General features: G+C 64.5%; 18 protein-coding genes. 8 read left to right on the forward strand and 10 right to left on the reverse strand.

Annotation, left to right across the window (positions count from 1 at the left end):
• The first annotated feature begins 81 nt into the window (after positions 1 to 81).
• Positions 82 to 657, forward strand: coding sequence for a Fe-S biogenesis protein NfuA (locus HND55_05495; GenBank protein QKK02158.1), 576 nt, complete (start codon positions 82 to 84; stop codon positions 655 to 657).
• 42 nt (positions 658 to 699) lie between these two features.
• Here HND55_05495 and HND55_05500 read toward each other — a convergent pair whose 3' ends face one another.
• Both HND55_05500 and HND55_05505 read right to left on the reverse strand, forming a co-directional pair.
• Positions 700 to 1,038: a cytochrome c gene (locus HND55_05500; protein ID QKK02159.1), complete on the reverse strand. Its 339-nt coding sequence runs from the start codon at positions 1,036 to 1,038 to the stop codon at positions 700 to 702.
• Positions 1,035 to 1,367 (reverse strand): c-type cytochrome, encoded by a 333-nt coding sequence (locus tag HND55_05505; protein ID QKK02160.1) that lies wholly within the window; start codon positions 1,365 to 1,367, stop codon positions 1,035 to 1,037. Before HND55_05505 ends, HND55_05500 begins: the two co-directional genes overlap by 4 nt.
• Before the next feature lie 137 nt (positions 1,368 to 1,504).
• Here HND55_05505 and HND55_05510 point away from each other — a divergent pair, with 137 nt between their 5' ends.
• On the forward strand, positions 1,505 to 2,674 hold the full coding sequence (locus HND55_05510; protein ID QKK02161.1) for an acyl-CoA dehydrogenase: 1,170 nt from the start codon (positions 1,505 to 1,507) through the stop codon (positions 2,672 to 2,674).
• Between the two features lie 159 nt (positions 2,675 to 2,833).
• Positions 2,834 to 5,080, forward strand: a complete 2,247-nt coding sequence (locus HND55_05515) for an MFS transporter (GenBank protein QKK02162.1) — start codon at positions 2,834 to 2,836, stop codon at positions 5,078 to 5,080.
• A gap of 538 nt (positions 5,081 to 5,618) precedes the next feature.
• On the opposite strand, the gene HND55_05520 is transcribed toward HND55_05515, so the two are convergent.
• The gene (locus HND55_05520; GenBank protein QKK02163.1) at positions 5,619 to 6,218 is read right to left on the reverse strand and encodes a hypothetical protein; all 600 of its coding nucleotides are present in this window, start codon (positions 6,216 to 6,218) and stop codon (positions 5,619 to 5,621) included.
• Between the two features lie 202 nt (positions 6,219 to 6,420).
• Here HND55_05520 and icd point away from each other — a divergent pair, with 202 nt between their 5' ends.
• Both icd and HND55_05530 read left to right on the forward strand, forming a co-directional pair.
• Complete coding sequence (gene icd, locus HND55_05525) at positions 6,421 to 7,674, forward strand: isocitrate dehydrogenase (NADP(+)) (protein ID QKK02164.1); 1,254 nt, start codon at positions 6,421 to 6,423, stop codon at positions 7,672 to 7,674.
• A gap of 6 nt (positions 7,675 to 7,680) precedes the next feature.
• Positions 7,681 to 8,466 (forward strand): amidohydrolase, encoded by a 786-nt coding sequence (locus tag HND55_05530; GenBank protein QKK02165.1) that lies wholly within the window; start codon positions 7,681 to 7,683, stop codon positions 8,464 to 8,466.
• 58 nt (positions 8,467 to 8,524) lie between these two features.
• Here HND55_05530 and lexA read toward each other — a convergent pair whose 3' ends face one another.
• The 7 genes from lexA to HND55_05565 are packed head-to-tail and all read right to left on the reverse strand — an operon-like array spanning position 8,525 to position 14,894.
• Positions 8,525 to 9,184, reverse strand: coding sequence for a transcriptional repressor LexA (gene lexA / locus HND55_05535; GenBank protein ID QKK02166.1), 660 nt, complete (start codon positions 9,182 to 9,184; stop codon positions 8,525 to 8,527).
• A 35-nt stretch (positions 9,185 to 9,219) separates the two neighbouring features.
• Positions 9,220 to 9,783, reverse strand: coding sequence for a Slp/YeaY family lipoprotein (locus tag HND55_05540; GenBank protein QKK02167.1), 564 nt, complete (start codon positions 9,781 to 9,783; stop codon positions 9,220 to 9,222).
• A gap of 29 nt (positions 9,784 to 9,812) precedes the next feature.
• Entirely contained in the window at positions 9,813 to 11,816 is a 2,004-nt protein-coding gene (locus tag HND55_05545; protein ID QKK02168.1) for a DUF3488 domain-containing transglutaminase family protein, read from the reverse strand.
• Positions 11,816 to 12,802 carry a DUF58 domain-containing protein gene (locus HND55_05550; GenBank protein ID QKK02169.1) on the reverse strand — a complete coding sequence of 329 codons (987 nt, stop codon included), beginning with the start codon at positions 12,800 to 12,802 and terminating at the stop codon, positions 11,816 to 11,818. Before HND55_05550 ends, HND55_05545 begins: the two co-directional genes overlap by 1 nt.
• A 4-nt stretch (positions 12,803 to 12,806) precedes the next feature.
• Complete coding sequence (locus HND55_05555; GenBank protein ID QKK02170.1) at positions 12,807 to 13,760, reverse strand: MoxR family ATPase; 954 nt, start codon at positions 13,758 to 13,760, stop codon at positions 12,807 to 12,809.
• Positions 13,753 to 14,091 (reverse strand): 4a-hydroxytetrahydrobiopterin dehydratase, encoded by a 339-nt coding sequence (locus HND55_05560; protein QKK02171.1) that lies wholly within the window; start codon positions 14,089 to 14,091, stop codon positions 13,753 to 13,755. Before HND55_05560 ends, HND55_05555 begins: the two co-directional genes overlap by 8 nt.
• 2 nt (positions 14,092 to 14,093) lie before the next feature.
• On the reverse strand, positions 14,094 to 14,894 hold the full coding sequence (locus HND55_05565) for a phenylalanine 4-monooxygenase (protein QKK02172.1): 801 nt from the start codon (positions 14,892 to 14,894) through the stop codon (positions 14,094 to 14,096).
• Between the two features lie 123 nt (positions 14,895 to 15,017).
• On the opposite strand from HND55_05565, the gene HND55_05570 reads away from it, so the two are divergent.
• From HND55_05570 to HND55_05580, 3 genes are all read left to right on the forward strand, one after another.
• Positions 15,018 to 16,256 (forward strand): FAD-binding oxidoreductase, encoded by a 1,239-nt coding sequence (locus tag HND55_05570; GenBank protein QKK04007.1) that lies wholly within the window; start codon positions 15,018 to 15,020, stop codon positions 16,254 to 16,256.
• Positions 16,257 to 16,661: 405 nt separating this feature from the next.
• On the forward strand, positions 16,662 to 17,075 hold the full coding sequence (locus tag HND55_05575; protein ID QKK02173.1) for a nucleotidyltransferase domain-containing protein: 414 nt from the start codon (positions 16,662 to 16,664) through the stop codon (positions 17,073 to 17,075).
• The gene (locus tag HND55_05580; protein ID QKK02174.1) at positions 17,072 to 17,509 is read left to right on the forward strand and encodes a DUF86 domain-containing protein; all 438 of its coding nucleotides are present in this window, start codon (positions 17,072 to 17,074) and stop codon (positions 17,507 to 17,509) included. Before HND55_05575 ends, HND55_05580 begins: the two co-directional genes overlap by 4 nt.
• Positions 17,510 to 17,617 lie beyond the last annotated feature (108 nt).

The following is a 17,617-nucleotide window of genomic DNA, read 5'->3' on the forward strand; positions in this document are numbered from 1 at the left end:
TTGCGCAGGCCAACGGTTCCGCTGTTCTGAATCCGCCGTGGTTTTTGGCTGTGTTCAACCGGAACAAGGAGGTCGATGTCGATGCTGACTGTTACGCCTGGTGCGCGGGACTACTTTTGCAATCTGCTCGAGCAGCAGCCGGACCAGACCAATCTGCGGCTGCGTGTGACCCATCCCGGCACGCCCTCGGCCGACGTCGAACTGGCCTTCTGTGGCCGCGGTGATGAACGGCCATCGGATGTGGCGGTCGACTGCCAGGCCTTTACCCTGTTTGTTGAATCGGCCAGTGCCGAGACCCTGGAAGGTGCCACCATCGATTTCGAGACCGATCGCATGGGGGGCGAGCTGTGCATTCGCGCGCCCGGCCTCAAGGGCAGGGCCCCTGACGACAACGCTCCGATCGAGGATCGGGTGCGCTGGGTGCTCGAGACGCGGGTCAATCCGATGGTCGCCGCTCACGGCGGGCGCGTGGCGCTGGTTGACGTAACCGACGACGGCGATGTGATTCTGCAGTTTGGCGGTGGCTGTCACGGCTGCGGCATGGTCGACGTCACCCTCAAGCACGGTATCGAGACCACCTTGCGTGGCGAAGTGCCCGAAGTACGGGAAGTGATCGATGCCACGGATCACGCCGGCGGCGAGAATCCGTATTATTAACCCGGCGTCCAGTCAGCCGGCAGGCCGGCTGCGGCCGTTGTCCTACTTGTCCAGGCTTGGCGTGGTCAAGCCGTCCTGGCTGGCGTACCAGGCCGCGAGATCGCGGATGTCCTGGTCACTGAGCTGCGAGGCGAACCCCGCCATGATGGCGTTCTGACGGTCGCCGGATCGATACGCCTGGAGCGCGTGGACCAGGTAGCCGGCGTGCTGACCGGCAATGATCGGGGTATTCTCGTCAACCGCCAGATTGCCCTCCGGGCCGTGGCAGGCCTGACAGGCTTGCGATAACTCGAGCCCCCGGCTGGGGTTCCCGGCGGCCGAGACCGAAGCGCTTGCCGTCAGCACGGCCAGGAAAGCGATTCCCGCACCCATCCGCCTCATGACTCCCCTCCATCGTCAAGGCTGACGAAGTATGCGGCAATATCGCGAATATCCTGATCGCTGAGCGTACTGGCCTGAGCCTGCATCGTGGCATGCTTGCGTTCGCCTGACCGGTAGGCCTTGAGCGCAGACACCAGGTATCCGTAAGTCTGTCCGCCGATCTTGGGAACGGGGTAGGTTGGGTAAGCGTTCTGCTGGAACGGCACGCCGTGACAGCCAAAACAGGTGTAGGCGATTTCCCGCCCGTGCTCGGGGTCGCCCTCACCCGACTGGGCCGCAATCGGGCCGCTCAGCGCCAGTGCCAGCGCGGCGAAGAAGAGTCGCTTCATGGGATCCGGTCAAGCTGATTGTTGATCTCGATCATAGTATACCCGGCTGCCGGGGCGGGAGAAAGATTATGTTGGACAAACCTCGCCTGCGCATGGTGAGTCCGTATAATGTCCGCCCCGACTCCATCTGACGATTCATGCCCATGCGTTCTCTGGATTCTGCCGACCTCTACGAAATCAACGATCTGCTCAGCGACGAGGAGCGCATGATACGCGACAGCGTGGCGCGATTCGTTGACCAGAAGGCGCTGCCGCTGATTCCGAAGTGCTTTGATGAAGGGCGCTTTCCGGCCGAGCTGATTCCCGATATTGCCGATCTTGGCCTGCTGGGCTCAAGCCTCGAAGGTTACGGGTGTGCCGGGCTCAATGCCGTCAGCTACGGACTGATCTGCCAGGAACTTGAGCGCGGTGATTCAGGGCTTCGCAGCTTCGTTTCCGTTCAGTCTTCGCTGTGCATGTATCCGATCCACGCGTTCGGATCGGATGAGCAGAAAGAGCGCTGGTTGCCCGAAATGGCCGTCGGGCGCGTCATTGGCTGCTTCGGCCTGACCGAGCCACAAGGCGGCTCTGATCCGGGCAACATGAAGACCCACGCCCGGCGTGAGGGTGACGACTGGATTCTCAATGGCGCCAAGATGTGGATTACCAACGGCACCATCGCCGATATCGCCATCGTCTGGGCGCGAACCGATGAGGGCATTCAGGGCTTCATCGTCGAGAAGGAATTTGATGGCTTCGTGGCGCGCGATATTCACGCCAAGATGTCGCTGCGTGCCTCGGTGACATCGGAGTTGTACTTCGACAACGTGCGCGTGCCGGAGGCGAACCGATTACCTGGCGTCAGGGGCCTGAAAGGCCCTCTGTCGTGCCTGAGCCAGGCCCGCTACGGAATCACCTGGGGGCCGATCGGAGCGGCCATCGCCTGCCTGCGCGAGGCGCTTGATTACTGCGCTGAACGCGAGCTGTTTGGACGGCCGCTGTCGGCAACGCAGTCGGTTCAACTCAGGCTTGCCGACATGGCCCGGCGCATCACTGCCGCCCAGATGCTGTCGTGGCGGCTGGGGCGTCTCAAGGACGAAGGGCGTGTCCACCCGACCCAGATTTCGCTGGCCAAGTGGAACAACGTGCGCATGGCGCTCGATATCGCCCGCGACTGCCGGGATCTGCTTGGCGGCGCCGGCATCACGCTTGAGTACGTGCCGATCCGGCACATGCTCAACCTCGAGTCGGTCATCACCTACGAGGGGACCGAAACGGTCCATCAGCTTGTGGTCGGACGCGAACTCACGGGCCATAACGCTTTTTAAAGCCGGGTTCAGGGTGGACGGCCATTGGCGCCAATGGCGCTTCGGGGTGTCGAAGCCTTTGAGCCAGGCAGCGTGTTCTGCAAGACCAATGAAGTCTGGCCTGAACCCTGAAACCTCATAGCCAGATCAAGCCCCTTCGTCCGAAGCAGGCGATCCCCGATGTCGAAGCCAAAGTCGAACCGCAACATCAACCGAGCTGAAATCGTCGACGAAAACTTCCTCGACCACCTGGCGGCAATCGAGGCGGGGCGCGTGGCCATTCTCGATCGGTCCGGACCGGCCAACGCCGACCTGCTCGAACTGTTCGACAGCCAGATGACCTCGCGCCAGCTCGACCTGATGGCGCGCATCAAGCGGCTCGAAAACAAGGTCTTCTACACCATTGGCTCTTCAGGACATGAGGGCAATGCCCTGGTTGGTCGGCTCACGCGCGCCACCGATCCGGCCTTCCTGCACTATCGCTCGGGTGCCTTCATGGCCGAGCGCTACCGCAAGAAGCCAGGACTGGACTTTATCCGCGACGCCTGTCTGTCCTTTGCCGCGGCGCGTGAGGACGCGGCCTCGGGCGGGCGTCACAAGGTCTGGGGGCACCCGGACCTGTGGGTGCTGCCGCAGACCTCGACCATCGCCAGCCATCTGCCCAAAGCGGTTGGCACCGCGCTGGCCATTGCCCATGGTGGCCGTGGCCGCCATGAACTGCCCGTGCCCGACGATTCAATCGTCGTGGCCAGCTTCGGTGACGCGAGCCTCAACCACGCTGCCGCCCAGGCTGCGATCAACGCCTGCGCCTGGTCGCGTCACCAGAGCCTGCCGGTGCCGCTGTTGCTGGTCTGCGAGGACAATGACATCGGTATTTCCGTTCCGACGCCGACCGGCTGGGTCGCCGACAGCATGCGCGCCCGCCACGGCATCAGCTATCACCGGGCCAATGGCCTCGACCTGGTCGAGGGCTACGGGGCAGTCGCGGGCGCCGTTGACGAGTGTCGCACGCGCCGCCGGCCGGTCTTTCTGCATCTGAAAACCACGCGCCTGATGGGTCATGCAGGCACTGACTTCGAGATCGAATACCGTTCAAGCGAAGCACTCGAAGCTGCTGAGTCACGCGACCCGCTCAAGACCTCGGCCGAGGCGGTTATCGGGCGCGGCCTGATGACGCCGGCCCGGATCCGGGAGCGCTACGCAGCGCTGGCCGAGCGCTGCCTGGCCGAGGCGGACCGGGCCGACGGCGCAGGGCGCATCACGACGCGTGAAGAGGTCATGCAGCCGCTCGCGCCGTTCACGCCAGTCGCCGTGGCTCAAGACGCGGCCCGCGCGCCATCGGCTGAACAGCGGCTGCGGGCATTCGGCAATGAGCGCCTGCTGCCGGAGCAGCAGCCGGCCAGGCATATGGCGGTGCAGATCAATCGCGCGCTGACCGACCTGCTGGTCAAGTACCCGCAGGCCCTGGTTTTCGGAGAGGATGTCGGTCGCAAGGGCGGCGTCTACACCGTCACAAAAGGCCTGGCGTCGCGCTTTGGCCCGCGCCGGGTCTTCAATACCCTGCTCGATGAGACGACCATCCTGGGCCTGGCCCAGGGCTATGGCGCCATGGGTTTTCTGCCGATCCCCGAAATCCAGTATCTGGCCTATTTCCACAACGCCTGCGACCAGATCCGCGGCGAGGCCTGCTCGCTGCAGTATTTCTCCAACAATCGCTATCGCAACCCGATGGTGATGCGCATTGCCAGCCTTGGCTACCAGAAGGGTTTTGGGGGGCATTTCCACAACGACAACTCGATCGCCGCCCTGCGCGATATTCCCGGGCTGGTTATCGGCTGCCCGTCGCGTGGCGATGATGCGGTCAACATGCTTCGCACCATGATGGCCCTGGCCCGGGTTGACGGTCGCGTGTCGGCCTTTCTCGAGCCGATTGCCCTGTACATGACCCGAGATCTCCACGAGAAGGATGATGGGCTGTGGTGTTTTCCCTACCCGAAGCCCGGCGAGTTTCTGGAGCCCTGGTCTGTCCGGGTCTACAACGAATCCGCCGATGGTTTGCTGATCGTCACTTTCGGCAATGGCGTTCCCATGGCGCTGCGCTGCGCGCGCGAGATCGAGCGATCCCGCCAGGTTCCCGTGCGTGTCGTGGACCTGCGCTGGCTCAAGCCGCTGGATATCGAGGCCTTGGCCCGGCATGCGTCCGAATGCGCCGGCGTCGTGGTTTTCGACGAGGGGCGTCCCGATGGCGGTATCGGCGAGGCGGTCGTCACCGCCCTGGTCGAAGCCGGTCTGGCCGACCGGCCCGTGCGCCGGCTGACCGGGGCCGATTGCTACATTCCCCTGGGGGATGCGGCAAATCTGATTCTGGCGACAGAAGAAAAACTGCTCGAAGCCTGCGGTGAGATTGTCGCTCAAGTCGATCGTTGAGAAGACCGTCGCGGCTGCGACCGCGACCTACCCTCGCAATACCGTAGGTCGGGGCCGCGTCCCCGACGGACGAGGCCCGGAATCGGCCCATGTGTCGGGACACCCTCCGACCCGTCGCGGATGCCCCCGGGTTTGTCGCGGATGCGACCGCGACCTACCCTCGCAATACCGTAGGTCGGGGCCGCGTCCCCGACGGACGAGGCCCGGAATCGGCCCATGTGTCGGGACACCCTCCGACCCGTCGCGGATGCCCCCGGGTTTGTCGCGGCTGCGACCGCGACCTACCCTCGCAATACCGTAGGTCGGGGCCGCGTCCCCGACGGACGAGGCCCGGAATCGGCCCATGTGTCGGGACACCCTCCGACCCGTCGCGGATGCCCCCGGGTTTGTCGCGGCTGCGACCGCGACCTACCCCCGCAATACCGTAGGTCGGGGCCGCGTCCCCGACGGACGAGGCCGGACCCGGAGATGAGGCCCGGAATCGGCACACGCCGGGGCCGGGGCCGCGCCCCCAACGCTTGACTCGGCCCTGCCCGAATCACGGGTAGGTCGGGGCCGCGTCCCCGACGGACGAGGCCGGACCCGGAGCCCGCACCCAGGGATCGGACCGGTCGACCGGTTGCGGCCGTTCCCGGCCGCAGTCCGATATCATCGGCACGGCCACCGATGCCCACCGGTTGTAGAACTCGGTCGCGGTCAGAGCGCGGGTGCGTATGCACAGCACCAGACCGCTGGCGGTCACGATGCGGGCATTCCGGGTTCCGTCATTGCCATTCCAGCGATCGATCGATGCGGTGACCCGACCGGTGTAGTGGTGCAGCCAGCCCGGTTGCGAGGGCAGGACGGGCGCCTTTTTGTAGCCGAGGCCGTCCTCGACCTCGACCTCCTCGCTTTCGCGTCCGAGCGCGCGGGCTGCGCTCAGGAGCTGGGCGCGGATTCGATCCGCCGGCGGCGGCGCGTCGGGAGGGGCGGGTGTGGATGCGTTATCCGCGGGTTCGAATGGCTCCGAAGGCGCCTGCGCCGCAAGCGCGGGCTCATTTGGCGCCTCCTGTTCCGGCGCGGATTCCTGTGATTCGGGGGCCAGGTCCGGGCTTTCGGGCGCCGGCTCGTTGGGCCTTGAGGCGAGTTCGACGATCATCGTCCGGGAATCACGTCGAGGCGGATCGTCGCGCGGTACGTGCCAGAGGAGCAGCAGAAACATCGCGTGCAAAAGCAGCGACAGGCCCAGTGCGGCAGTCGCCGGCCAGAGGCGTCTTTTCCTCCCGTTCGAGTCCATGTCCGGCGGTGAGTCATATTCCAGCGATGCTAGACTAGCGGCTTTCGCGTTAAGAGGATGCAAGATGACTTACCAGCACGTCAGGATGCCCGGATCGGGCGACAGGGTGCGTGTCGAGAACGGTCGTGCGGTGGCCAGCGACGAACCGATTCTGGGATACATCGAAGGCGACGGCATTGGCGTCGACATTACACCGGCCTGCATGAAGGTCTGGAACGCCGCTGTGGACAAGGCCTACGGCGGCAAGCGCAAGGTGCACTGGGCCGAGCTGTACCTGGGTGAGAAGGCGGCGGGCATCTATGACGGTGACTATTTTCCGGATGAGACCCTGGAGGCGATCCGGGATTTGTCGGTGGCCATCAAGGGGCCGCTGACCACGCCGGTCGGCGAAGGCTTTCGCTCGCTCAATGTCTCGTTGCGCCAGACGCTGGACCTGTTCGCCTGCGTCCGGCCGGTCAAGTGGTATCAGGGCGTCCCTTCGCCGCTGAAAAATCCCGGTGATGTCGATGCCGTGATCTTTCGCGAGAACACCGAAGACGTCTATGCCGGACTCGAATACCAGTCCGGCACCGAACAGAATCGCAAGCTGGCGAAGTTCTTGCGCGAGGAAATGGGTGCGGAGTTTTTCGAGGATGCCGGTCTGGGCATCAAGCCAATCTCCGAGTATGGTTCCAAGCGCCTGGTGCGCAAGGCCATCCAGTTCGCGATCGACAACAATCGCCGCAACGTCACCCTCGTGCACAAGGGCAACATCATGAAGTTCACCGAAGGTGCATTCCGCAAGTGGGGCTACGAACTGGCCGCCGAGGAATTCGGTGAAATCATCATCACCGAGGATGAACTGTGGGACAAGTACGACGGCAGGCAGCCCGATGACAAGATCGTCATCAAGGATCGCATCGCCGACATCATGTTCCAGCTGATGCTGCTCAGGCCGGCCGAATTCGACGTGCTGGCGACCATGAATCTCAACGGCGACTACCTTTCGGATGCCCTGGCGGCCGAGGTTGGCGGCATGGGAATTGCGGCCGGGGCCAATATGTCTGACGACGTCGCCGTGTTCGAGGCCACCCACGGCACCGCGCCGAAATATGCCGGTCAGGACAAGGTCAACCCCTCGTCACTGCTGTTTTCCGGCTGCATGATGTTCGACCACATCGGCTGGCCTGAAGTCGGCCAGCTCATCGAGCAGGCCTTCGAGCGCGTGGTCGGGCAGGGTATCGTGACCTATGACTTTGCCCGCTTGCTTGATGGCGCCACCCAGGTCAGCACCAGCGGTTTTGCCGATGCCCTGGTCGAGGCCATCGCACAGGACTGATTCGCGGTGGATGCTGTTCCGGAACGGCTGACGGTCGGCCTGGTTCAGGCCGACCTGCGCTGGCAGGATCCCGCCGCCAACCGCGAACATCTCGCGGATCTGATGGATCGCGTTCCGGGCTGCCATCTCTACGTCCTGCCCGAGACCTTTACCACCGGCTTTCTCGGCGATGCCGGAACAGCCGCCGAGACGATGAACGGGCCGACGGTGGCGTGGCTGCGCGAGCAGTCGGCCGCGCGTAACGCCGCAGTTGCCGGCAGCGTTGCTCTTGATAACGCGGCCGGACAGCGCTGCAACCGCCTCCTGTTCGTCATGCCCGACGGGACGGTCCGACATTACGACAAGCGCCACCGTTTCGGCTACGGCGGGGAGGATGAGCGCTACGTCGCCGGTCGATCGCACACGGTCGTGGAGTGGCTCGGCTGGCGCATCGACCTTCAGATCTGCTACGACCTGCGTTTTCCGGTGTGGTGCCGTAACAGCCGCGCGTTTGACCTGCAGCTGTTCGTCGCCAACTGGCCGGCACCGCGGGTCAGTCACTGGCGAGCGCTGCTGCGGGCCCGCGCGATCGAAAACCAGGCCATCGTCGTGGCCGTCAATCGGGTGGGCAGTGACGGCAACGGTGTCGATTATCCCGGCTGTTCGGTCGTGCGCGACGGCAGCGGCGAGCGTCTGCTGGAGCTCGGAGCGCGTGAAGGGGTGGCCGCCGTCGACCTGTCCCTGGAGCGCCTGCGTGAATTCAGGGACGAACTTCCGTTCCTGGATGACGCCGATCGTTTTGCTCTTGACTGATAGCCGGCGATATTCTGCTGCCGGGTTAATACTTCTGATTGTATTAGTAAGGCGCGATTCACGGCTTTCCTGGTAACCGGCTGGGCCTGCGCGCGCCCAGGCCGACGCGCAGGATTCCAACGCCGATTCCCTCGATCGCGAACTCGTCGCCGGCAGCGATCGGGATCGGCTGGTAGCCCGGATGCTCGGGCTCCAGGCTCAGCGCCGGTCCGCGCCGGCGCAGCCGTTTGACCGTGACTTCATCATTGATGCGCGCCACCACGATTTGTCCGTGCCGTGCCTCCGGCGTTCGATGGACCAGCAGCAAATCGCCGTCCTCGATGCCGGCGCCGGTCATGCTGTCTCCGCGGACGCGGAGGGCGTAGTCTGGCCTTGGCTTGAACAGCTCAACGCTGAGCGCTATCTCGCTGTCCCGGTTCTCAACGGCAAGTATCGGTGATCCGGCGGCGACGCGGCCGATGATCGGCAGTTGCGCACCGGCAACCGACCTCCTGTCGCCTCCTCGGCTGGCGTGTTTGGGAATGATGCCCCGGGCGATGCCGGGGCGCAGTTCGATCGCGCCGCGACCGGCCAGCGCACGCAGGTGGCACTGCGCGGCGTTGGGCGAGGCGAAACCGAAGTGCTCGACGATTTCGGAGCGCGTTGGCGGCATGCCGTTGCGCTCCAGCTGCTCCTCGATAAAGGCCAGGATTTCGCGCTGCCGATCAGTCAACTCCATCCGGAAACTGTATCAAAAGACAGTCCGCGTTGCCATTAGGGCCGGATGATGAGATGTCCATGGAAGCGGCTTCGGGGAAAGAAGCGCGGATATCGCCCATAGTGCCACCATGGATCGTACAACCACGGGTCGGCGTAGTAGACGAAATCGGGTCGTTCGGCCCACAGGAAGAGCGTATCGGCATCGATCCGGGGGTAGGTGTACTCGAATTCGCCGATACGACCGTCAACAAATCCTGCCAGCCGGCCGACGACGGTGAGATCCCTTCCGCTTGCGAACACGACCGGGTCCTGCAGTCCGTCGCGGCAGGCAAGGAAGCGGCCCTTTGCACGATCCTCGTCGACGGGGCGAGACTGGTGGTCCAGCTCCCGGGCCAGCACCTCGATACAGGTCTCCTGGCGGCCGGGCCTGGCGTCGACGATTGTTCCGCCCCAGCGCACCACGGTACCGATGGATTTTTCGCCGGCCTGCTCGGGGTACAGATCAGTGAAATCGCCGGCCAGCGGTTCCGGCACGGTTGCACAGCCGGCCGCCAGCAGCAGGGTTGCCCCGAGCGTGATGATGGTGCGTACCGAATCATGGGAGATTGTCAGTGTCATGTGCCTTGCCCTGAATGTCACTGTTAAAGTTAGACGCCGCCGGCCGTGCGAGGTTCACGGCCCTGCGCTCGAAAGCGGCGTATCCGGCTGGCGAAGGCCTCGGCATCGATGTCGGCGCCCGAGGGCCCGTAGCGCAGTCGGCAGTAATCGCTGACGAGCGCCAGCAGCTCGCCCTCGTTGGCCAGCGCAGGCCGGATGCGCGCGGCATACTGCAGCGGTGTTTCGCCGGGCCGCTTGGGCAGACCGGCCCGGCGCAAACGGGCAAGCAGTCTCCGCCAGGCGCGCTGGGTCCGGTCGTCCCGCGGTAGCTGCCACAGCCAGACCAACGCCACCAGCACAGCCGTGACCGCGGTCAACACGCCCATCAACAGGCCCAGCCGGGTGGCGGAGAGATCCGGGAATCCGAGACGCTCGAAAAACTGCTGCTGGCGATCGGCATCGAAGCCGAGCACCCATCGATTCCACAGGTGCTGCAGGCGATCGTAGCGATTGAGCAGGTCGCGCAGCAGGTCGCTGTCGAACCAATGGCGCGGCCGGTCGACCGCGCTGCGCGATCCCTGGCTGATGCGCTCGGGGGAAACCGCGGCCGTTGGGTCGATTCGGGTCCAGCCGCGATCGGCCAGCCAGATCTCGACCCAGGCATGGGCATCGGAGTGGCGCACCAGCAGATAGCTCCCCCCGGGCTGCAGGAATCCGCCCTGGTAACCGGTGACGATCCGTGTGGGTATACCCGCTGCCCGCATCAGAATCGCGAAGGCCGAGGCATAGTACTCGCAGTAGCCCGTGCGCAGATCGAACAGGAATTCGTCCGCGCTGTGGCGACCCAGCAGCGGGCTGTCGAGACTGTAAAAGAAGGGCTCGTCGCGAAACCACTGCAGCACGGCTCGGGCCAGCTCGAGATCGTCATCGTGCGCCTGGCGCAGCCTCTCGGCCATGGCCAGCGTCCTGGGATTGCGGTCGTCTGGCAGATGCAGCGCCATGCGCCTGAGCGTATGCGGCAGCACCGGCATGTCTTCGAATTCGGGGTTGCTGATCACCTGGTACTGGGTCAGGGTCGTGATCGGGTGGCGGCTGACCATCTGGTGATCGAGGGTCTTGCGGGCACCGTCCGGTGCGTTGATCGCGTAGTCCAGGGCAAACAGCCAGTGACGTTCGTGTGGCTCGAGCTGAACGCTGTAGCGCCGCGCCTGAGGGCCGATGGGCACCACCGCCGCCGGCATTCGGTTGGTGAGATAGGCCTGGCTCCAGGTATCGCCGTCGAAGTGCCACAGGACCGGGCCACGCCAGTACAGCTCGCTGTTCGAGGGTGGTGAGCCCTCGAATTCCACCCGAAAGGCGGGAGAATCATCAGCGTACAGGCTGGAAATGCTGCCCGGCGACATCTCGTCGGACAGGCCGGTCTTGGCATCCATGACGTTGTCGGGCAGCCCCCACAGCGGCTGGGCCAGGCGCGGAAAGGTCACGAACAGGACCAGCGCCACCGGAACGGCCAGGAGCAGCAAGACAGCGGCGTCCGACAGGATGCGGGCGGGGTGGTTGCGATCGGGTTCGCGTCCGGCCGGGGCGGATTCGGTCTGTTCGATGACGACGAGTGCCGCCACGGCACTCAGGCAGCCAGCCAGCAGGTAGGTCAGCAAGGCCAGACGCTCGTCAAACAGGAACTGGGCGGCGATCAGGAAGAAACTGACCGAGGCGACGGCCCGCAGATCGCGCAGCGTGCGCAGTTCGAGCATCTTGGCCGCCAGCATCACGCATAACAGGCTGGTCGCCGCCCGGCGTCCCCACAGACCGCCAAAGGCGATACCGACCAGTGCGACGGCGAGCAGCGTCAGCAGTATCCTGGGCCAGGCCGGCGGCAGTGGCCAGCCCCGGTGGACGCCGAGCAGGCGCCAGCAGCACACCACCACGATGGCCGACGCCAGCCAGGCCGGCATGGCCAGCAGATGCGGCGCTGCGGCGATCAGGAATGCCCCAATTGTCCAGGCGACCGCGGCCAGCGGTGGGGTAGAGACGTGCGCGCGTGCCCGGGCCATCAGCGGTTACCGAACTCGGCGAGGGCACGCAGGCAGCGGTCGCGATGGGTGCGGCCTCTGCCAGGTCCGACGAGGCAGTCGGGCAGCGCCAGCGTGTACTGTCGCCGGGTTTGGTCGGCCTTGAGCACCCAGGCGGTCAGGCTGCTGATGCGTTCCTCGATGTCCCGACCGGGCGCGCGTTCGAATTCGAGCACCACGTGGGGCGATCGTTCGCGCCGGTATTCACGCGACAGCAATGTGCGGTGGCGCTGGCTCGCCTTCCAGGCGATCTGGTGCAGCGGGTCGCTCTCCCGCCAGCGCCTCAGGCTGTGGAACTCGTCACCGTCATTGTCGTGGTGGACGGCCTGTCCGAATTCGCCGCGACCACCGTCAGGCAGGGGTGGTGCCGGATCGGCCGGGCGCGGCCAGACCAGCAGCGGCTGCTCCGGCCAGAACCAGGACCAGGCAACGAACAGGCCCAGGGGATGGCGCGTTTCGACCCGCAGACGGCCAACCGCCTGCCAGCCCCGGCGCCGGGTCGGCATGGCCAGTGACACTTCGGTGGTGCTGTCCGGTGCGACCTCGAAGCGCGTGCGGCGCGAGCCCTGCACCAGTTCCAGTCCCGGGCGCAGGCGATGTTCGGTGTTGGCGACCGTGAGCTGAAACGTGGCAGTCTGACCGGCGAAGACCGGTGCCGCCAGCCCATGTCTGATGTGCAGGTGGCGCAGGTTTCGGTAGGCCAGCAGCGTGGTATTGATGGCCAGCCCACCAACGATAAAGGCAGTGAACAGGCCAAGGTTGTTGTTGAAGTTCAGGCTGCCGATCAGCATGGCCAGCATCAGCGCGCCCAGGGTCCAGCCAAAGCGCGTCGGCAGGATGAAGACCTGGCGGTAAGACAGCGAGATCGGTGGATGCGCTGGCGCGCGCCGACGCACCCAGTGGTCCAGCACTCGGCGCCACAGGGCGTGGTGACGGTCGCCGGGTGTGGACAGGCGGGCCGCGCCCACGGCTTCAGGGCACCGGTGTGGACTCCAGGATTTCCGCAACGATTTCATCGCTGGTCAATCCCGACTCGGCGATCGGCTGCAGCCGATGCGCTGCCAGTGCCGGGAAGATTTGCCGGACATTGTCGGGCAGACAGAAATCCTGGTGTTTGACCAGTGCATGAGCCCGTGCGGTCTGGATCAGCGCCAGTGCCGCGCGCGGCGAGAGCCCGGCCTGGGCCGCTGCGTGAGTCCGGGTGGCCCTCACCAGGGCCTGGATGTAGTCAAGTACCGGTTCGGAAACGTGTAGTGTCGCAGCCGCCTCGATCAGCGCCATGACGCGCTGTGGATCCAGCGCCGGCTGCATGCGCTTCAGCAGGCTCTGGCGATCCGGCTCGGTTAGCAATCGCCGTTCCTCGCGCTCGGTGGGGTAGCCGATGCGCGTGCGCAGCAGGAACCGGTCAAGCTGCGAGTCCGGCAGCGGATAGGTGCCGGTCAGATCCAACGGATTCTGGGTGGCAATCACGTAGAAAGGCTGCGGCAGCCGATGGGTGTGGCCGTCGATCGTGACCTGGTTTTCCGACATCGCCTCAAGCAGGGCCGACTGGGTGCGAGGCGTGGCCCGGTTGATCTCGTCGGCCAGCACGACATTGGCAAAGATCGGTCCCGGGCGAAACTCGAAGCGTTCGTCGGCGCGCCGAAAGATCGACACCCCCAGAATGTCGGCGGGCAGCATGTCGCTGGTGAACTGGATGCGCTGCCAGCTGCCGCCCACGGCCAGTGCGAGTGCCCGCGCCAGCGTTGTCTTTCCGACCCCGGGCAGGTCTTCGATCAGCAAATGGCCGCCGGCAAGCAGCGCAGAAAACGCGAGTTCGATCACTCCGGGCTTGTCAACGATGACGGCGTTGACGCTGCGGCGTGCATCGTCGAGGGCCGCGGTCAGGGGATCGCCACCGGGCGCTTGCGGCGCTGCATCATTCATCGAGCAGTGCGTTGATCTTGGCTGCACAAATGAAGTCGTTCTCGCTCAGACCGTCGATTGCATGCGTACTGAAGTGAATCAGGCAGAAGTTGTAGCCGGCCTCGAAATCCGGGTGGTGCCCTTCCTGGTTGGCAACCCAGGCCATGGCGTTGATGAATGCCATGGTCTTGTAGAAGCCCTTGAATTCGAAACGCCGATAGATCGACTTGCCGTCCCCGGCAACTTGCCAGCCAGGAGTTGCCGGCAGCAGTTCCTCGATGCGATCGCGTTCAAGCGGCGGTGTGCCACCCTCGCAGGGTGTGCATTTCTTGGTCGTCAGCTCGTCGCTCATGGTCAGGCTGCTTCCTCTTCTTTGGGCGGGAATGTGGGCTCGAATTCTCCAAGCGCGCGGGCCTTGCGGATCAAGCCGAGCAGATCCTGCCGCGCCAGACCGAACAAGTCGTCCATGCGGTCCAGAATGTAGTACACGCTCTGGTAGATATCGATGCGATAGGGTGTGCGCAGGGCCTCGATTGGATCAAACGGCCGCCGAATCGGCTCGTCACTTTCCAGCGCGTAGACGCTTTCACCCGGAGACGAGGCAATGCCGCCGCCGTAGATCCGGGCTCCGTCAGGGGTGCTGAGCAAGCCGAACTCGACCGTGAACCAGTACAGCCGCGCCAGATAGACGCGTTCGCGCGTCGATGCCTTTACTCCGGCTTTGCCGTACGCCTCAGTGAAATCGGCGAAGCCCTGGTGGGTCAGCATGGTGGCGTGACCGAAGATCTCATGAAAGATGTCCGGTTCCTGCAGGTAATCCATGTCCTCGCGCGAGCGGATGAACGAGGCCGCCGGAAACTTCCTCTCCGACAGCAGCTTGAAGAAGCGGTCGAAATTGATCAGGGCCGGCACCGGCGCGACTTCCCAACCGGTGCGCTGGCGCAGTACGCTGGAAACGTCCTCCGGTTGCGGGATGCGCTCGGTTGGCAGATTCAGGATTTCCAGCCCGTCGAGGAATTCCTGGCACACACGTCCCTGGATGACCTCGATCTGGCGCGCGTAGAGGTCGCGCCAGACGCTGTGTTCCTCGTCGGTATACGGGATAATGCCGTTTTCGTCGGGTACCCTGGCTTCGTACTTGGTCGACTTGCCCATATGCGCCTCCGATGAACCTGTTCTTTATCAAGTTTACCACTGACCGTGATTGAGACCGTCAACAGACTTCAGGATTCCTGGCCGGGTCGCAGCTGGTATGAGGATGAATTCCGTCCGCGGCCGCTGCCGTCCCTGACCGGCAAGGCCAGAGTCGATGTGGCAATCATCGGGGGCGGGCTGGCCGGACTGTCCACGGCCATTAGCCTGATCGAGCGCGGTGTGGATGCCGTGGCCGTGCTCGAGTCCGGTCAGCCCGGCACGGGCGCCTCCGGGCGCAACGGGGGCTTTGTGTTTGCCGGCTATTCGCTGTCCAATGAGCGATTGATCGCGCAGATCGGACGCCACCGCGCCCGGGTCCTGCATGGCTGGACGCGCGATGCCGTGCGCCTGATCCGCAAACGCATCGATCGCTACGGGATTGCCTGTCAGGCCAGCGACGCCGGCGTGTTGCTGGCCGACTGGTTTGGTGATGATCGCGTCTTGCTCAACCAGGCTGAGTGGCTGGACAACCAGCTCGGCTTCGGGCTCGAACCCGTTGGGCGTGATCGGATGGCGGACTACGTGACCTCGACTCGCTACGGTGCCGGGCTGCTTGAGCCGGGCAGTTTCCATTTTCATCCGCTGCGTCACGCTCGCGGGCTGGCCGATGCCACGATCGCGGGCAGTGGGCGGGTGTACGGTTCCAGCCCGGTCCGATCGCTGGATCGTCACGCCGGCGCCTGGCGGCTGCGCACCCCGGAGGGAGAACTGCAGGCCGACCAGGTGGTGCTGGCAACCGGTGGCTACGATCGACGGCTGTGGCCACGACTGCAGCGCGCGGTGCTGCCTGTGGCGACCTACATTGCAGTGACTGAACCGCTGGGCGAGCAGCTGCAGGCACTGTTGCCTGCCCCGGTGGCGGTCTATGATACCCGCTTCGCGTTCGACTACTACCGACCGCTGCCCGACACGCGGCTGCTGTGGGGCGGCCGGATCACCATGGCGCGTCGTTCGCCGAAGGCGATTCGCCGCCTGCTCAGGCGCGACATCGTGCGTGTCTTTCCGGTGCTTGATCGCGTCCGCTTTGAATATGCCTGGGGTGGCTGGATGAGCTACGCCCGGCATCAGATGCCCTTGCTGGGCCGGACCGCGGGGAGCCTGTGGTACGCCCTGGCCTTTGGCGGCCACGGCATGGCGACCACAACGCTGGCCGGTGAAGTGCTTGCCGAAGCACTGACCGGCGAACGGGAGCGGCTTGCGGCCTTTGCCGACTGGCCGCCGAGTTGGGCCGGCGGGCTCGGCGGTCGCGCGGCCGTCCAGTGCGTGTACTGGGGCCTGCAGGCAGGTGATCAACTGCGTACGCGCCGGCTTCGACGACTGTAGCCATTTTCCTACACAGCGACGGGTGGTTTTCCTACAGCAGATCGCGCCACTTGTCCATTTCCCCTGGCAGCGGGTACGGCGCACAATCGACCTGGATCATGGCTGGTTCGCCCGTTCGCTGGTACGGGCGCACCCCGGGCCCCAAGCGGCCCATTCGGGGGTTGGGCGGCACCGCTTCCCTGGTGCCGCCCTTTTTTTTGTGGCCGTGGCGGCACGCCCAATACCTTAATTCTCAACGACGTGCCGCTGTGGAGCTGCGCAATCGCCTGGGCCTAGTCGCCCATCGCTGCGGTTCGTGCACGGTTCGTGCATGCCTGTCCCGGTTCACCCTCGGGTTCACCCTCGCACCCCCGGATAAAGCCCCGTGCTGCCGGGTAACATCCACGGTCAGTTATACTTCTTCACATGAACTTGAACGGCACGATCATTGCGGAAGTGCTCGACGCTTATCCACGCGTTCAGGCCGTCTATTTGTTTGGATCCACGGTGGACGGCGAGCAGCGCGGGGACAGCGATATCGATGTTGCCGTGCTGCTGCCCCCGGAGGACGCACGACGTGTCGGCTCGCTGCTGATGGGCGCGCTGCACGAGCAGCTTGAGTCTTTGCTGGGCCGCAGCGTGGACCTGATCAATCTCAGGGAGGTCTCCACGGTATTCCAGAACGAGATCATTGCCAGCGGCCAGCGGATCCATTGTGCCCACCCGGACGCCGCCGATGAATTTGAAATGCTGGTCATGTCGATGTACCAGAAGCTCAACGCCGAGCGTGCCGGCATTCTGTCCGAGGGGCTTGGCAGCGGACGCTTCTACCGGGTATGAGCGACACCCTGGTCAACAAGAAGGTCAGTGTCGAGCGCTGTATTCGTCAGATCCGATCCTATTACGAGCACCGCGGCGAACTGCCTTTCGAGCGTGATCACCTTCGGCAGGATGCCATCGCCATGAACCTGCAGCGGGCGATCAAATTGTGTATCGATATGGCCAACCACCTCATCAGGACCCGGAAACTCGGACTACCGCAGGGCAGCAGGGACAGTTTCGCCCTGCTTGAACAAGAAGGGTTCATCGGGGCTGATCTGGCTGGTCAATTGAAGAGGATGGTGGGGTTTCGAAATGTCCTCGTCCACGAATACCGGGAACTCGACCTCGGCATCATGATCGATGTGATCGAAAACCGGCTCCACGCGTTGCTCGATTTCACTGTTGACGTCCTGAACGCTGCGGGGGCGCACACGCAGGATCCGGATTCCTGACCTCGCTGCAAAACCCTCGAGTGGCGTTTTTCCTTCAATGATTTCAGAAATCTCCCGATGCAGCGCGGCCAGGGCGCGGCGAAAATGCCGCCATGACTTACCCGCGCA

The organism is Pseudomonadota bacterium (assembly GCA_013285445.1).
In the GTDB taxonomy this organism is placed as follows: Bacteria; Pseudomonadota; Gammaproteobacteria; order Xanthomonadales; family Wenzhouxiangellaceae; genus Wenzhouxiangella.

Coding starts and splice junctions, on each gene's coding strand:
- HND55_05495 (QKK02158.1), top strand. CDS start 82: ATGCTGACTGTTACGCCTGGTGCGCGGGACTACTTTTGCAATCTGCTC.
- HND55_05500 (QKK02159.1), bottom strand. CDS start 1,038: ATGAGGCGGATGGGTGCGGGAATCGCTTTCCTGGCCGTGCTGACGGCA.
- HND55_05505 (QKK02160.1), bottom strand. CDS start 1,367: ATGAAGCGACTCTTCTTCGCCGCGCTGGCACTGGCGCTGAGCGGCCCG.
- HND55_05510 (QKK02161.1), top strand. CDS start 1,505: ATGCCCATGCGTTCTCTGGATTCTGCCGACCTCTACGAAATCAACGAT.
- HND55_05515 (QKK02162.1), top strand. CDS start 2,834: ATGTCGAAGCCAAAGTCGAACCGCAACATCAACCGAGCTGAAATCGTC.
- HND55_05520 (QKK02163.1), bottom strand. CDS start 6,218: ATGATCGTCGAACTCGCCTCAAGGCCCAACGAGCCGGCGCCCGAAAGC.
- icd (QKK02164.1), top strand. CDS start 6,421: ATGACTTACCAGCACGTCAGGATGCCCGGATCGGGCGACAGGGTGCGT.
- lexA (QKK02166.1), bottom strand. CDS start 9,184: ATGGAGTTGACTGATCGGCAGCGCGAAATCCTGGCCTTTATCGAGGAG.
- HND55_05540 (QKK02167.1), bottom strand. CDS start 9,783: ATGACACTGACAATCTCCCATGATTCGGTACGCACCATCATCACGCTC.
- HND55_05545 (QKK02168.1), bottom strand. CDS start 11,816: ATGGCCCGGGCACGCGCGCACGTCTCTACCCCACCGCTGGCCGCGGTC.
- HND55_05555 (QKK02170.1), bottom strand. CDS start 13,760: ATGAATGATGCAGCGCCGCAAGCGCCCGGTGGCGATCCCCTGACCGCG.
- HND55_05560 (QKK02171.1), bottom strand. CDS start 14,091: ATGAGCGACGAGCTGACGACCAAGAAATGCACACCCTGCGAGGGTGGC.
- HND55_05565 (QKK02172.1), bottom strand. CDS start 14,894: ATGGGCAAGTCGACCAAGTACGAAGCCAGGGTACCCGACGAAAACGGC.
- HND55_05575 (QKK02173.1), top strand. CDS start 16,662: ATGAACTTGAACGGCACGATCATTGCGGAAGTGCTCGACGCTTATCCA.
- HND55_05580 (QKK02174.1), top strand. CDS start 17,072: ATGAGCGACACCCTGGTCAACAAGAAGGTCAGTGTCGAGCGCTGTATT.